This is a genomic window from Mesorhizobium sp. M0306 (assembly GCF_040321655.1).
GTDB lineage: Bacteria > Pseudomonadota > Alphaproteobacteria > Rhizobiales > Rhizobiaceae > Mesorhizobium.
This window is the reverse complement of record NZ_JAMYRY010000017.1, coordinates 81595-96330: the sequence shown is the minus strand read 5'-3', so window position 1 is coordinate 96330 and position 14736 is coordinate 81595. Positions and strand designations below refer to the sequence as shown.

Below are 14736 nucleotides of genomic sequence, written 5' to 3'. Positions count from 1 at the left end.
GCCGGCACAAAGCAAGAACAAAATAGCTCGCCTTGGCAATCGCTTCGATTTGGCCAGGCCTACATTGACGGACTGATGTAGATAGCTACATAATATATGCTACACCGCGGAAGCAAAACAATGACGATCAACATCAACAACAAGGAAGCTGACAGCCTGACGCGGGCTTTTGCCAGGCTTGAAGGTGTCGGCATCACCGAGGCAATCGTGATCGCCATGCGCGAAGCTCTGGAGCGCCGACGCAATCGCGAGACGCCGCTGGAGACGGCGGCACGGCTCCGGGCCGAGTTCGGTATTGAGCTGAGCGAGCAGGCGCGCAAGCCGCTGCCGCGCTCGGTCTACGACGAATTGTCCGGCGAAGACTGATGTTCATCGATGCAGCCGCTATCGTTGCAATACTGAGCAACGAGACCGAAGCCCAGCGCTGCGCGCAGGCGGTCATGAAAGCGTCGGCTCCGTTCACGTCGGCCATCGCGGTTTGGGAAGCCGCGATGGCGCTTTCGCGATCGGAAAAGCTAGCCATCCCGGTCGCCACAAGCCTGGAGATAGTCAGCCGTTTTCTCGAAGAGCGTGGAATCACCTTGCGGGAGCTTCCGCCTGCCTCTGACGCGGCATCCCTGTCTGTTGAGGCTGCGTCGCGGTTTCGCAACAACGCTGGCCGACTGAACATGGCCGACTGTTTCCACTACGCCTGTGCGCGCTACTACGCCGTTCCGATGCTTTCGACGGCGGACGAATTCCGCTTCACGGATCTGGAGACTGTTGCTTGACCGGCTGGGACCCCTTCCGCCCGATATTGCGGCGGATCATGCCGAAATCTGCGCCGCCGGTGGCGAAGGCGGTGACGAAGTAGAGCAGCGCCCCGCCGGCGACGAGCGCAAGCAGGGTTACCGCCTGGATCACCAGAGGCGAGCCGGAAGCCAGCTTTGCGGCGAACCAGTGCTCGGCAAAATAGAGCGCCGCGGCCATCACCGCCGCCGACAGCACCAGCCGCGGGATGCGTTTCATGAGCGGCACGTCGCGGCCCCAATGGCCGCGCCGGATCAGCACGGCGAGCAGCATGAACGCATTGACCCAGCCTGCGACGGCGGAGGCAACGGCAATGCCGGGCGCGCCCATGGTCGGAAACAGCGTCAGCGCCGTCGTAATGTTAACCGCCACCGAGATAGCGGCAAAAATCATCGGCGTGCGCGTGTCCTCGCGGGCGAAATAGCCTGGGGTGAACGCCTTGATCAGCACGAAGGCCGGCAGGCCGAGGCCGAAAATCGCCAGGATTGCCGCGACCGTCGGCGTCGAATTGTTGGCGGCAAAGGCGCCGCGCTCATAGACCAGCCGCACGATCGGCTCGGACATGACCAGCAGGGCGGCCGCCGCCGGCAAGGTCATGAAAAGGGTAAACTCGACCGAGCGGTTCTGCAGATTGGCGGCCTCGACCAGATTGCCTGATTTCAGCGCCCGCGACAGTTCCGGCAAAAGCACGATGGCGACGGCGACGCCGACGACGCCCAACGGCAGCTGGTAAACGCGGTCGGCATAGGCCAGCGACGACACCGCGCTGTCCTGCGCCGACGCGATCGCCGTGCCGATCAGCTGGTTGATCTGGGTGATGCCGCCGGTGATCGCCGCCGGCAGCGCCAGGATCAGCAGCCGCTTGACGTTCGGCGTCATCTTCGGCCGCCGGAAGCCGATCGAAATGCCGGCATGGCGCACCGCCGCCCAGACGATCGCCAGCTGCACCAAGCCGGCCGCCAGCACACCCCAGGCCAGACCGAAACCGACGGTGCAGGCGTCCGAACCCTTGTACCAAGCATAGGCAAGCACGGCGATGAGGATGACGTTGAGGAACACCGGCGCCACCGCGGCGGCGAAATAGCGGCGCAGCGAATTCAGCATGCCGGCCATCATGGCGCCGAGCGACATGCAGATCAGGTATGGGAACATGACGGTCGCCAGCGCCACCGTCGTCTCGAATTTTCCCGGCGTGTCGGCAAAGCCCGGCGCCACCAGGTAGCGCACGATCAGCGGCATCGCCAGTTCCATGGCGATGGTCAGCGCCAGAAGCGCCGTGAACAAGACGCCGAACACCTCTTCGGAAAAGCGCTTGGCGCCATCGGTGCCATGTGTCTCGATCTCCTTGGCAAACAGCGGCACGAAGGCGGCGTTGAAGGCGCCTTCGGCAAACAGCCGGCGAAAGGTGTTGGGGAACTGGAAGGCGGCGTTGAAGGCGTCGGCGATCGGCCCGGTGCCGAGTGCGGCAGCCATCAGCATCTCGCGGCCGAAGCCGAGGGCCCGGCTCATCAGCGTGCCGGAAGCGACGGTGGCGAATTTCTTGACAAGGCTCATGCGCTCGAAGTCTGCCTGCGGGATTGGGGCAAATGGAAGGTGACAGTCACTCGGCGGCCGTTTTGGTCTTGCCGCGCTCGGACGCGGTGCCCTCGAGCACCGCGATCAGCCTGTTGCGAATGGTCGCCGTACGCGACGGGCTGTCGATCTTCTGGCCGGTGAGATCGGTGACGTAGAACGTGTCGATGACTTTTTCGCCGAAGGTGGTGATGTGGGCTGAGGCGATGTCGAGCGACAGGTCCGACAACATGCCGGTGATCTCCGACAGAAGGCCCGGCCTGTCCAGCCCCTCGACCTCGATCACCGAGAACCGGTTCGACAGCGTATTGCGGATCTCGGCGCGTGGCGGAATACGGAAAACCTTGGCGCCGCGCCGAGGCTTGGTGCGCTTCTCGATCATTTCGGGCAGCCAGCTCTTGCCCGACAGAACATCCTCGATCAGCCGGCCGACGCGCTCGGCACGGCGGCGCTCGTCCTCGTCGCGGTCGAACTCCCTCGAGATCAGGATGGTGTCGAGCGCGCGGCCGTCCGAAGTGGTGAAGATCTGCGCGTCGACGATATTGCCGCCGGCCGCAGCACAGGCGCCGGCAATCACCGAGAGCAGGCGTGGATGGTCCTGCGCCAGCACCGTGATCTCGGTCACCGCCTCGAACTGGTGGGTCTTGACCATTGTGGCCAGCTTCTTGCCGGCATGGTCGGCCTCGCGGATGAATTCGGCATGGCGCACCTGGTCGGGAAGATCGACCGCCAGCAGATAGTTCTCGTAGTGCTGGCCGACATAACGCTTGCGGGCCTTTTCCGGCCAGTCGGCAAGCGCCTCGGCCAGTTGTTCGCGCGCCGCCGCCGTCCGTTTGGCGCGCGACACCTCCGAAAACCCCCCAGTCAACAAAAGCTCGGTCTCGTAGTAGAGCGTACGCAGCAACTGGCCCTTCCAGCCGTTCCAGACACCAGGCCCGACACCGCGGATATCGCAGACGGTAAGCACAAGCAGCATCTTCAGCCGTTCGACCGACTGCACAATCGCGGCAAAATCCTCGATCGTCTTGCGGTCGTTGAGATCGCGGGTCTGCGCGGTCATCGACATGACGAGGTGGTTCTCGACCAGCCAGGCGACCGTTTCGGTGTCGGCCGGCGAGAGCCCCATATGCGGGCAGATGCGCCGGGCGATCCTGGCGCCGGCTTGCGAATGGTCTTCCGGCCTGCCCTTGGCGATGTCGTGCAGCAGCACGGCGACATAGAGCGCCTCGCGGCTCTTCTTCAGCCCCGGCATCAGCGCGTGGGAAAGCGGATGGACCTTTTCGCCGTCGCCGCGTTCGATCTCGGCCAGCACGCCGATGCAGCGGATCAAATGCTCGTCCACGGTGTAGTGGTGGTACATCGAGAACTGCATCATGGCGACGATCTTGCCGAAGTCCGGGATTAGCTTAGCAAGCAGTCCGGCCTCGTTCATGCGCCGCAGATTGAGCTCGGCGTTACGGTCCGAGGTCAAGATGTCGAGGAACAGCCGGTTGGCCTCCTCGTCGCGCCTGAGCGCCTTGCCGACGAGGCCGAGCGAGCGGGTCAAAAGCTTCAGCGCATCGGGGTGGAATTCCAGGCCGTGCTTGTCGGCGAACCAGAACAGCCTGAGCAAGTTGACCGGGTCGCGCTCGAACACTTCGTCGTCGGCGATGTTGATGCGGTGGTTGTCGACGATGAAATCGGCCGTGCCGGCGAGCTTGCGCTTGCGGCGCGAGAAGGTGAGAAAGATGCGGTTGAAGCCCGGCACATGCTTGGCCTGCTCCTCTTCCAGCGCGGCACAGAAGATGCGGGTCAGGTCGCCGACGTCCTTGGCGACGAGGAAGTAGTGCTTCATGAAGCGCTCGACCGCCGACAGGCCGGGATGGGTGGTGTAGCCGAGCCGCTCGGCGATGTCGCGCTGGATGTCGAAATGCAGCCGCTCCTCGGCCTTGCCAGTGAGGAAATGCATGTGGCAGCGCACCGCCCACAGGAAGTCCTCGGCCTTCTGGAATTCCCGGTATTCGGCGTCGGTGAAGACGCCCTTGTCGACCAGTTCCTCGCCGGTGCGCACCCGGTAGAAATACTTGGCGATCCAGAACAGCGTCTGCAGGTCGCGCAGGCCGCCCTTGCCGTCCTTGACGTTGGGTTCGACCAGATAGCGGCTCTCGCCGGCCTTGGCGTGGCGCTCGTCGCGTTCGGCGAGCTTGGCCTGGACATATTCAGGGCCGGTGGTGCGCACCACCTCGTGATCGAAGCGCTGCAAAAGCTCGTCATAGAGCTTTTGCTCGCCCCACAGGAAGCGCGCTTCCAGGATCGAGGTGCGGATGGTGATGTCGGTGCGCGACAGCCTAAGGCATTCGTCGATGTTGCGCGTCGCGTGGCCGACCTTCAGGCCGAGGTCCCACAGCATGTAGAGCATATATTCGACGATCTGCTCGCCCCACGGCGTCTGCTTGTAGGGCAGCAGGAACAGCAGATCGATGTCGGACCCCGGCGCCAGCGTGCCGCGGCCATAGCCGCCGACGGCAACGACCGCCATGCGCTCGGCCGATGACGGGTTTTTGACGCGATAGACATGGGTGGCGGCGAAATCGTAGAGCGCACGGATGATCTCATCCATCAGATGCGACAGCCGGGCGGCGCAGGCGGTGCCGCTGCCATCGTCCATCAGCATGCGTTCGGCGACAGTGCGGCCGTCGGCGAGCCGGCTTTTGAGAAGCTTGAGGACGCCGCTGCGCGCGGCCTTGCCCGAACCGTCGCCTGCCGTGGCCGCGGTCAGTTCGGTCATCTCGCGGCGCAAGGCTTCGCCGTCGATCAGTTCCTCGAGCTTCAGGGATATTCTTGCCATAAATGCCGTTCGGCCTCGCCGTTTCGGCGGCGTCTATAGCGCGTTTTCGCGGCGCTGGGTATGGGGCGGACGGACGCGTTCTCCGCAGCGGTGGAACGGGACGATCGTCTCGCGCCCGCGGCCGGGCGGTTAGGGGCATGGGCGCGAAAAATCGAAAACAGCCCTTGACCTTCCCGTTACTGGAAGCACTACCTCCGCCGCAACATCGAAATACAGGGGCTTTCGGCATGACGCATTCCGATCACCATCATCACGCCCATGGCAGCCGTTGCTCGGCAAAGGGCGCCTCCTCTGCTGCGGACGCCGTCATCCGCGATCCGGTCTGCGGCATGACCGTCGATCCGGCCGCCGGCAAGCCTACCGCCGGGCATGGCGGCCATCGCTATCATTTCTGCAGCGAAAGCTGCCGTTCGAAATTCGTCGCCGAACCCCAGAAATATCTGACCGCCACCGATCCCGTCTGCGGCATGAGCGTCGACCGTGCCACGGCCAGGCACTTTTTGCGGCACGAGGGTCAGGGTTTCTATTTCTGCTCGGCCGCTTGCCAGGCGAAATTCGAGGCCGAGCCGGCAAAGTATCTCGGCGACAGGCCGGCACCGCAGGCAATGCCCAAGGGCACGCAATACACCTGCCCGATGCATCCCGAAATCATCCGCGACAAGCCCGGCTCGTGCCCGATCTGCGGCATGGCGCTGGAGCCGATGGGGGTGCCGACCGGCGACGAGGGTCCGAACCCCGAACTGGTCGACTTCACCAGGCGGTTGTGGGTGAGCGCGGTGCTGTCCGTGCCGTTGCTGGTCATCGCCATGGCACCGATGCTCGGCCTGACGTTCCAGGCCTTCATCGACGACCGTGCGAAGGTCTGGCTGGAACTGGCGCTGGCCAGCCCCGTGGTGCTGTGGGCGGCATTCCCGTTCTTCCACCGCGGCTGGGATTCGATCCTCAACCGCAGCCCCAATATGTGGACGCTGATTTCGCTCGGCGTCGGTGCTGCCTATCTCTACAGCGTCGTCGCCACGCTGTTTCCTGGCCTCTTTCCGCACCAGTTCCGCGGCCATGACGGCACCGTGCCGGTCTATTTCGAGGCGGCGGCGGTGATCGTCGCGCTGGTGTTCCTCGGCCAGGTGCTGGAATTGCGCGCCCGTGAGAAAACCGGTTCGGCGATCCGTGCGCTTCTCGACCTGGCGCCGAAGACGGCGCGGCTGATCGGCGCGGACGGTTCCGAAAACGACGTGCCGCTCGATATTGTCAAGGCCGGCGACCGCTTGCGCATCCGCCCCGGTGACGCAGTGCCGGTCGACGGCATTGTGCTCGAAGGACGCTCTTCCATCGACGAATCGATGATCACGGGCGAGCCGCTGCCGGTCGAAAAGACCGAAGGCGACAACCTCACCGGCGGCACGCTCAACAAGAACGGCTCGCTGGTCATGCGCGCCGAAAAGATCGGCGCCGAGACGACGCTGGCACGCATCGTCGAGCTGGTCGCCAAGGCGCAGCGCTCGCGCGCGCCGATCCAGGGGTTGGCCGACCGCGTCTCGTTCTACTTCGTCCCGGCCGTCGTGCTGGTCGCCATCATTGCGTTCGTCGCCTGGGCGATCGTCGGACCGGAACCCAGCCTGGTCTTTGCCATCGTCTCGGCGGTCTCGGTGCTGATTATCGCCTGTCCGTGTGCACTCGGCCTTGCGACGCCAATGTCGATCATGACCGCCACCGGGCGCGGCGCGCATGCCGGCGTGCTGATCAAGGAAGCGGCGGCGCTCGAGCGCTTTGCCTCGGTCGATACGCTGATCGTCGACAAGACGGGAACGCTGACCGAAGGCCGGCCGCGACTGACCGACGTCGTTGCCGTCGAAGGCATGGCACAGGACGATCTGCTGGCGCTCGCCGCCGGGCTGGAAAAAGGCTCGGAGCATCCGCTGGCCGAGGCCATCGTCGAAGGCGCCCGCGAACGCGGCGTGAAGGTCCCCGACGCGAGCGGTTTCGAGGCTATCACCGGTAAGGGTGTTTCCGGCACGGTCTCGGGACAGAAGGTGGCGCTCGGCAATGCCGCGATGATGGCCGATCTCGGCATCGATACGGCATCGGTCCTGGCCAGCGCCGAGACGCTGCAGGCCGATGGCAAGACCGCGATGTTCGTCGCTGTCGCAGGCAAGCTCGCCGGCCTCGTTGCCGTCGCCGATCCGATCAAGGCGACGACAGCCGAGGCGATCAAGGCCCTGCATGACAGCGGGCTGAAGATCGTCATGGCGACCGGCGACAATGAGCGCACGGCCAAGGCCATCGCAGCCAAGCTCGGCATCGACGCGGTGCGTGCCGGCCTGCTGCCGGAGCAGAAGAACGCGCTGGTCGAGGAGTTGCGCGCCGGCGGTGCCGGCGTTGCCATGGCCGGCGACGGCGTCAACGATGCGCCCGCACTTGCCGCCGCCGATGTCGGCATCGCCATGGGCACCGGCGCCGATGTTGCGGTCGAAAGTGCGGGAATTACGCTGGTCAAGGGCGACCTAAACGGCATCGTCAGGGCGAGGACGCTGGCCCGCGCGACGATCCGCAACATCCGCCAGAACCTGTTTTTCGCTTTCCTCTACAATGTGCTTGGCGTGCCGGTTGCTGCCGGCGTGCTTTATCCGCTCACCGGCACGCTGCTGTCGCCGATGATTGCGGCGGCGGCGATGAGCCTGTCTTCGGTTTCGGTCATCGCCAACGCATTGCGGCTCAGGACGTTGAAACTCTGAGTAAAACTTCCAGATAGACCCTGTTCAAAAAAGGAGACGATGAATGACCTTGGCCAAGAAGATCGTGCTGCTGATGATGGCGGCGGGAATGCTGCTTGCTGTTTTCCTCGAAAGCGTTCCAGCACAAGCCGAGGAGATGAAGCACGACATGGGCGCAATGGGCGCACAGAGCCCCTCGACCGAGGGCTACAAGGCGGCGATGGACAAGATGCATACCGACATGATGGCGATCGAATATTCCGGCGATGCCGATGTCGATTTCGCCCGCGGCATGATCCCGCATCACCAGGCGGCCATCGACATGGCCAAGATCGAGCTCGCCAATGGCAAGGATCCGGAAATGCGCAAGCTCGCCGAAGCAGTAATCGCCGCGCAGGAAGCCGAGATCAAGCAGATGCAGGATTGGCTCGCCGCCCATCCGGTGAAGTAGCGGTTCACGCTATCAGAGCGAATCCGGGGAAGAGGCTTCACCTGGATTCCCTTTGGCGGCTATGATGCCGCCTGACTGGAGCATGCCATGCCATCGACGATAAGAAGGACCACCCTGCCCTGCGGCGAAGCCGTGCCGGTGCTCGGCCAGGGCACCTGGAAGATGGGCGAAGACGGCCGCCGCCGTGGCGACGAGGCCAATGCCCTGAAGCTCGGGCTGGATCTCGGCATGACGCTGATCGACACCGCCGAAATGTATGCCAGCGGCGGTGCCGAGGAGGTGGTGGCGGAGGCCATCGCCGGTCGCCGCGACGAAGTGTTCCTCGTCTCCAAGGTGCTGCCGTCCAATGCCTCGCGCACCGGCGTGAAACGGGCCTGCGAGAACAGCCTGAGGCATCTCGCCACCGACCGCATCGATCTCTATCTCTTGCATTGGCCGGGCAGCGTTCCTTTGATGGAAACGGTAGAGGCGTTCGAAGCGTTGAAGGCGGCCGGCAAGATCCGCCATTGGGGCGTCAGCAATTTCGATACCGATGAGATGGAAGAGCTGGTTCGGTTGCCGGCCGGCGGCAACGTCCAGACCAACCAGGTGCTCTACAATCTGTCGCAGCGCGGCGTCGAGTTCGACCTCGCCCCGCGGAGCCGGCAACGCGGCATGCCGCTGATGGCCTATTCGCCGGTCGATCAGGGGATATTGGCGCGCAACGCCAGGTTAGATGCCATCGCCGCTCGCCACGGTGCGACGCCGGCGCAGATCGCGCTTGCCTGGGTGATGGCGCAGGACGGGGTGATCGCGATTCCCAAAGCTAGCCGCGCGGAGCATGTCCGGCAGAATGTCGCGGCGTTGGACATCGAGCTCACGAGCGAAGATTTCGCCGACCTCGACCGCGCCTTCCCGCCGCCGAGGCAGAAATCGGGCTTGGCGATGATTTGAGGGGTGGGGCGGAAGGCAAGCCAAAGCAGCGTTCCGTCACACCCCCCTCTGTCCTGCCGAACATCTCCCCCTCAAGGGGGGAGATTGGATTTCGCATCGGCTTTCGCCAACTTCGAACGTCGAAGGAAAAGCGCTGTCAGCGAAACTGCCAATCTCCCCCTTGAGGGGGAGATGTCCGGCAGGACAGAGGGGGGCGCCGTAGAGCGCTATCGGACGAGCACTACTTCCCAACCATCCCCTTCAGCCGGTACAGCGCCTCCAGCGCCTCGCGTGGCGTCATCTCGTCGGGATTGATCTTCACTAGCGCCGCGCCCAGCCCATCACTCTTCGCCGGCTTCGACGCTTCCCGCTTCGCCGCCACGGAAAACAGCGGCAGGTCGTCGACCAGGCGGTTGGCCTTGCCCGAAACCTCGCCGGCTTCAAGCTGGTGCAGCACTTCCTTGGCCCGGCCGACGACGGCTTCCGGCAGGCCGGCCAGCCGCGCCACCTGGACGCCGTAGGACCGGTCAGCCGCACCCTTGCCGACCTCGTGCAGGAAGACCACGTCGCCCTCCCATTCCTTGACCCGCATGGTGACGTTGGAGAGCCGCGGCAGTTTTCCGGCCAGCGCCGTCATCTCGTGGAAATGCGTGGCGAAGATCGCCCGGCAGCGGTTCTTCTCGTGCAAATATTCGACCGCCGCCCAGGCGATCGACAGGCCGTCGAAGGTGGCGGTGCCGCGGCCGATCTCGTCGAGAATGACCAGCGCGCGTTCGCCGGCCTGGTTGAGGATCGCCGCCGTTTCGACCATCTCGACCATGAAGGTGGAGCGGCCGCGCGCCAGATCGTCGGAGGCGCCGACCCGCGAAAACAGCCGGTCGACGACGCCGATATGGGCTGATGCCGCCGGCACGAATGAGCCGGTCTGGGCAAGGATGGCAATCAGCGCGTTCTGCCTGAGGAAGGTCGACTTGCCGCCCATATTGGGGCCGGTCAGCAGCCAGATCGCGCCGGCCTTGGCATCGCCTTGCGGCGACAGATCGCAATCATTGGCGACGAACGGGCCTTCGCCGGAACGCCGCAGCGCCTGTTCGACCACCGGATGGCGTCCACCCGAAATCTCGAAGACAAGGCTCGCATCGACTAGCGGCCGGCACCAAGCCTCGCTTTCGGAAAGCAAGGCAAGTGCAGCCGAAACATCGAGCACGGCGAGCGCTTCGGCGCCGGCACGGATCGTGTCGGCCTGGCCGACGACTTCCGCCGTCAGCGCCTCGAAAGCGGCAAGCTCGATCGCCAGCGCCCGGTCGGCGGCGTTGGCGATCTTCGATTCCAGTTCGGCGAGTTCCGTGGTGGTGAAGCGCATGGCGTTGGCCATGGTCTGGCGATGGATGAAGCGCGCCTTGGCGCCGTCGCTGCCGGTCATCAGCGCATGGTGGTTGGCGGTCACCTCGATGTAATATCCCAGCACATTGTTGTGCCTGATCTTCAGCGAGCGGATGCCGGTCTCGTCGATCAGCGAACGCTCCAGCCCGGCGATCACTTTTCGCGACTCGTCGCGCAGTGCCCGCATCTCGTCGAGTTCGGCGTGGTAGCCGGAACGGACGAAGCCGCCGTCGCGCCTGAGCAACGGCAGCTCGTCGCTGAGCGCCTGTACCAGATGCGTCGCCAGTTTACCGGGCAGTGCCTTGATAGCTCCCAACGCCGCGGTCAGTTCGCCCGGCAAGGTGGTTTGGCCGAACAGTTCGGCGATGGCGCTAGCCGCTTCGAAACCGGCGCGCAGCGCGCCGAGGTCGCGCGGGCCGCCGCGGTTGAGCGCCAGCCTGGACAGCGCGCGCGGCATGTCGGCAACGCTCTTCAGGCTTGCCCGCACCGCCTGGCAGAGGCGCGTCTCGGAGCGGAAGAACGACACTGAGTCCAGCCTGGCGCTGATAGCCGCCGGGTCGGTCAGCGGCGCCATCAGCCGGTCGGCGAGCAGCCTTGCCCCGCCGCCGGTCACCGTGCGGTCGATCGCCTTGAACAGCGAGCCGTCGCGGCTGCCGGACAATGTGCGCAGCAGTTCCAGATTGGCGCGCGTCGCCGGGTCGATGAACAGGGTCGAGCCCTGCTCCTCGCGCTGCGGCCGCGACAGCGGCGGCCGCTCGGCCTTCTGCGTCTTTTCGACATAGGCGATGACGCCTGAGATCGCCGACAGTTCGGCGCGCGAAAACGAGCCGAAACTGTCAGGCGTCGCCACCTCGAAGAAGCGGGCGATGCGGCCGGCGGCCGAAGCCGAATCGAACAGCGACGGCGGCTGCGGGCTGGCGACGCGGCCGAGCACGTCGAATACCGGTTTCAGCTCCGGGTCGTAAAACACCGGCTCGGCGACGATCAGCTCGCGCGGATCGACGCGGAAGACATCGGCGAGCAGCCGGTCGGCGGTGGTTTCGGCGACGCGGAAGACACCGGTCGAGATCTCGATCCAGGCCAGCGCGAAAGCGTGATCGCTGCTGCCGCCCTTGACCCGTCCCAGCGCCATCAGAAAACTCGATTCCGACGGCGCCAGCAACTTGTCCTCGGTGATGGTGCCGGGGGTCACCAGCCGCACCACGTCGCGGCGCACCACCGATTTGCCGCCGCGCTTCTTGGCCTCGGCCGGATCCTCGATCTGCTCGCAGACGGCGACGCGGAAGCCCTGGCCGATCAGCTTCTGCAGATAATCGTCGGCGGCATGCACCGGCACGCCGCACATCGGGATGTCGAGCCCCTGGTGCTTGCCGCGCTTGGTCAGCACGATGCCGAGTGCCCGGCTCGCCTTCTCGGCATCGTCGAAGAACAGCTCGTAGAAATCGCCCATGCGGTAGAACAGCAGCGAATCCGGGTTCGCCGCCTTGATCTCAATGTACTGCTCCATCATCGGCGTCGCCGGCGCGAAGGCCGGGGTGGCGTTGTCGCTTCGAATGGGCGTCTCGTCGTTCAAGAAGCTGCTTCCAAAATTTTGCAAGCCATGCTTGGCGGTTTACAGCGGCGAAGTGTAGCCTTAATCCCGAACCTTCCACAAAAGAAAGCATGCGCACCCATCGCAAGCGGTGCCGTACGGGCGAGGAAACCAAAGGTACCATGGCCAAGAAAACCGAAAGCAACGGGCCCTCCGTCAGCGCCCAGGAGGCATTGGAATTCCATGCCATGGGCCGCCCCGGCAAGCTGGAGATCGTCGCGACAAAACCAATGGCGACGCAACGCGATCTCAGCCTTGCCTATTCGCCGGGCGTCGCCGTGCCGGTTCTCGCCATCGCCGAGGATCCGAGCCGCGCCTTCGACTACACGGTTCGCGGCAACATGGTCGCCGTCATCTCCAACGGCACCGCCATCCTCGGTCTCGGCAACCTCGGCGCGCTGGCCTCGAAGCCGGTGATGGAAGGCAAGGCGGTGCTGTTCAAGCGCTTCGCCGATGTCGATTCCATCGACCTCGAGGTCGACACCGAGGATGCCGACGAATTCATCAATTGCGTGCGTTTCCTCGGACCCTCCTTCGGCGGCATCAACCTCGAGGACATCAAGGCACCGGAATGTTTCATCATCGAGCAGCGGCTGCGCGAGCTGATGGACATACCGGTCTTCCATGACGACCAGCACGGCACCGCCATCATCTCGGCCGCCGGCTTGATCAACGCGCTGGAAATCACCGGCCGCGACATGAAGACCACGAAAATGGTCTGCAATGGCGCGGGTGCCGCCGGCATCGCCTGCATCGAATTGATGAAGGCGATGGGCTTTGCGCCCGAAAATATCATCCTTTGCGACACCAAGGGCGTCGTCTTCCAGGGCCGCACCGAAGGCATGAACCAGTGGAAATCGGCGCACGCCGTGAAAACCGGCGCGCGCTCGCTGGCCGAGGCGCTGGACGGCGCCGACGTGTTCCTCGGCCTCTCGGCCAAGGGCACGCTGACCACCAGGATGGTGCAGTCGATGGCCAAGAACCCGATCATCTTCGCCATGGCCAATCCCGACCCCGAGATCACGCCGGAGGAGGTCGCCGAGATCCGAACCGACGCCATCATGGCGACGGGACGGTCCGACTACCCGAACCAGGTCAACAACGTGCTTGGCTTCCCCTACATCTTCCGCGGCGCGCTCGATGTGCGGGCGACCACCATCAATGACGACATGAAGATCGCCGCCGCCCGGGCGCTGGCGGAGCTCGCGCGCCAGGACGTGCCCGACGACGTCGCCGCCGCCTATCAGGGCAACCGGCCGAAATTCGGCCCCAACTACATCATCCCGGTGCCGTTCGACCCGCGGCTGATCTCGGCGATCCCGATCGCGGTCGCCAAGGCGGCGATGGAGTCCGGCGTCGCGCGCAAGCCGATCCTCGATCTCGACCGCTACGCGCAGGAGCTTTCCGCCCGCCGCGACCCGATCGCCTCGACGTTGCAGCGCATCTACGACCGCGTCCGCCGTCAGCCCAAGCGCATCGTCTTTGCCGAGGGCGAGGAGGAGCAGGTGATGCGCGCCGCCGTCTCCTATGTGAACCAGCGGCTCGGCACCGCCATCCTGCTCGGCCGCGACGACATCATCAAGGAAAACGCCAGGAACGCCGGCATCGACCTCGGTAAGCAAGGCATCGAGATCATCAATGCGCGGCTGTCGCGGCGCAACTCGGTCTACACCGACTATCTCTACGAGCGCATGCAGCGCAAAGGCTTCCTGTTCCGTGACTGCCAGCGGCTGATCAACAACGACCGCAACCATTTCGCCGCCTGCATGGTGGCGCTGGGCGACGCCGACGGCATCGTCACCGGCGTCACCCGCAACTATTCGACGGCGCTCGACGATATCCGCCGCGTCATCGACGCAAGGCCCGGCCACTGCGTCATCGGCGTATCGATCGTGCTCGCGCGGGGTCGCACCGTGCTTGTCGCCGACACCGCCGTGCACGACATGCCGAATGCCGAACAGATCGCCGACATCGCCGAGGAGGCCGCCGGCTTCGCCCGCCGCATGGGCTACGAGCCGAGGCTCGCCATGCTCGCCTATTCAACCTTCGGCCATCCGCAGGGCGAACGCTCCGAGCGCGTCCAGGAAGCGGTGCGCATCCTCGACAAGCGCCGCGTCGATTTCGAGTATGACGGCGAGATGGCCGCCGACGTGGCGCTCAACGCCCGCGCCATGGCGCAGTATCCGTTCATCAGGCTGACCGGCCCGGCCAATGTGCTGATCATGCCGGCTTTCCACTCGGCCTCAATCTCGACCAAGATGCTGCAGGAGCTCGGCGGCTCGACCGTCATCGGCCCGCTGCTGGTCGGCCTGAACAAGCCGGTTCAGATCGTCTCGCTGAATGCCAAGGACAGCGATATCGTGAATATGGCGGCGATCGCGGCGTATAGCGCTGGGGCTTGAGGAGCGAGCTTACCCTCCTCTCGCTGGGAAGGGTCGTGCGAAGGCGACGCCTATAGAGGGCAGTGCTATCGCATGGGGGGTTCCCCCTCATCCGGCCG

General features: G+C 64.8%; 9 protein-coding genes. 6 read left to right on the top strand and 3 right to left on the bottom strand.

Annotated elements, in window-relative coordinates; genetic code table 11:
- Nucleotides 1–120 precede the first annotated feature (120 nt).
- Together NKI95_RS21805 and NKI95_RS21800 are read left to right on the top strand one after the other, a co-directional pair.
- The gene (locus tag NKI95_RS21805; RefSeq protein ID WP_023676383.1) at nt 121–366 is read left to right on the top strand and encodes a type II toxin-antitoxin system VapB family antitoxin; all 246 of its coding nucleotides are present in this window, start codon (nt 121–123) and stop codon (nt 364–366) included.
- Nucleotides 366–770 (top strand): type II toxin-antitoxin system VapC family toxin, encoded by a 405-nt coding sequence (locus NKI95_RS21800; protein WP_352719314.1) that lies wholly within the window; start codon nt 366–368, stop codon nt 768–770. The genes NKI95_RS21805 and NKI95_RS21800 overlap by 1 nt, the downstream gene beginning before the upstream one ends.
- Here the strand turns inward: NKI95_RS21800 and murJ are convergent.
- Nucleotides 745–2343 (bottom strand): murein biosynthesis integral membrane protein MurJ, encoded by a 1599-nt coding sequence (murJ, locus tag NKI95_RS21795; RefSeq protein ID WP_352719313.1) that lies wholly within the window; start codon nt 2341–2343, stop codon nt 745–747. The genes NKI95_RS21800 and murJ overlap by 26 nt on opposite strands.
- Before the next feature lie 46 nt (nt 2344–2389).
- The gene (locus tag NKI95_RS21790; RefSeq protein WP_352517229.1) at nt 2390–5188 is read right to left on the bottom strand and encodes a [protein-PII] uridylyltransferase; all 2799 of its coding nucleotides are present in this window, start codon (nt 5186–5188) and stop codon (nt 2390–2392) included.
- A gap of 227 nt (nt 5189–5415) precedes the next feature.
- On the opposite strand from NKI95_RS21790, the gene NKI95_RS21785 reads away from it, so the two are divergent.
- The 3 genes from NKI95_RS21785 (at nt 5416) to NKI95_RS21775 (ending at nt 9283) form a co-directional block, all read left to right on the top strand.
- Nucleotides 5416–7920 carry a heavy metal translocating P-type ATPase gene (locus NKI95_RS21785; RefSeq protein WP_352719312.1) on the top strand — a complete coding sequence of 835 codons (2505 nt, stop codon included), beginning with the start codon at nt 5416–5418 and terminating at the stop codon, nt 7918–7920.
- Nucleotides 7921–7963: 43 nt separating this feature from the next.
- A complete protein-coding gene (copM, locus tag NKI95_RS21780) occupies nt 7964–8350 on the top strand; it encodes a CopM family metallochaperone (protein WP_352469262.1) in 387 nt (128 codons plus the stop codon).
- 87 nt (nt 8351–8437) lie between these two features.
- On the top strand, nt 8438–9283 hold the full coding sequence (locus NKI95_RS21775) for an aldo/keto reductase (RefSeq protein WP_352719311.1): 846 nt from the start codon (nt 8438–8440) through the stop codon (nt 9281–9283).
- Between the two features lie 220 nt (nt 9284–9503).
- Here NKI95_RS21775 and mutS read toward each other — a convergent pair whose 3' ends face one another.
- A complete protein-coding gene (gene mutS / locus NKI95_RS21770; RefSeq protein WP_352719333.1) occupies nt 9504–12155 on the bottom strand; it encodes a DNA mismatch repair protein MutS in 2652 nt (883 codons plus the stop codon).
- 203 nt (nt 12156–12358) lie between these two features.
- Here mutS and NKI95_RS21765 point away from each other — a divergent pair, with 203 nt between their 5' ends.
- Nucleotides 12359–14638 (top strand): NADP-dependent malic enzyme, encoded by a 2280-nt coding sequence (locus NKI95_RS21765; protein WP_352719310.1) that lies wholly within the window; start codon nt 12359–12361, stop codon nt 14636–14638.
- Nucleotides 14639–14736: the final 98 nt, after the last annotated feature.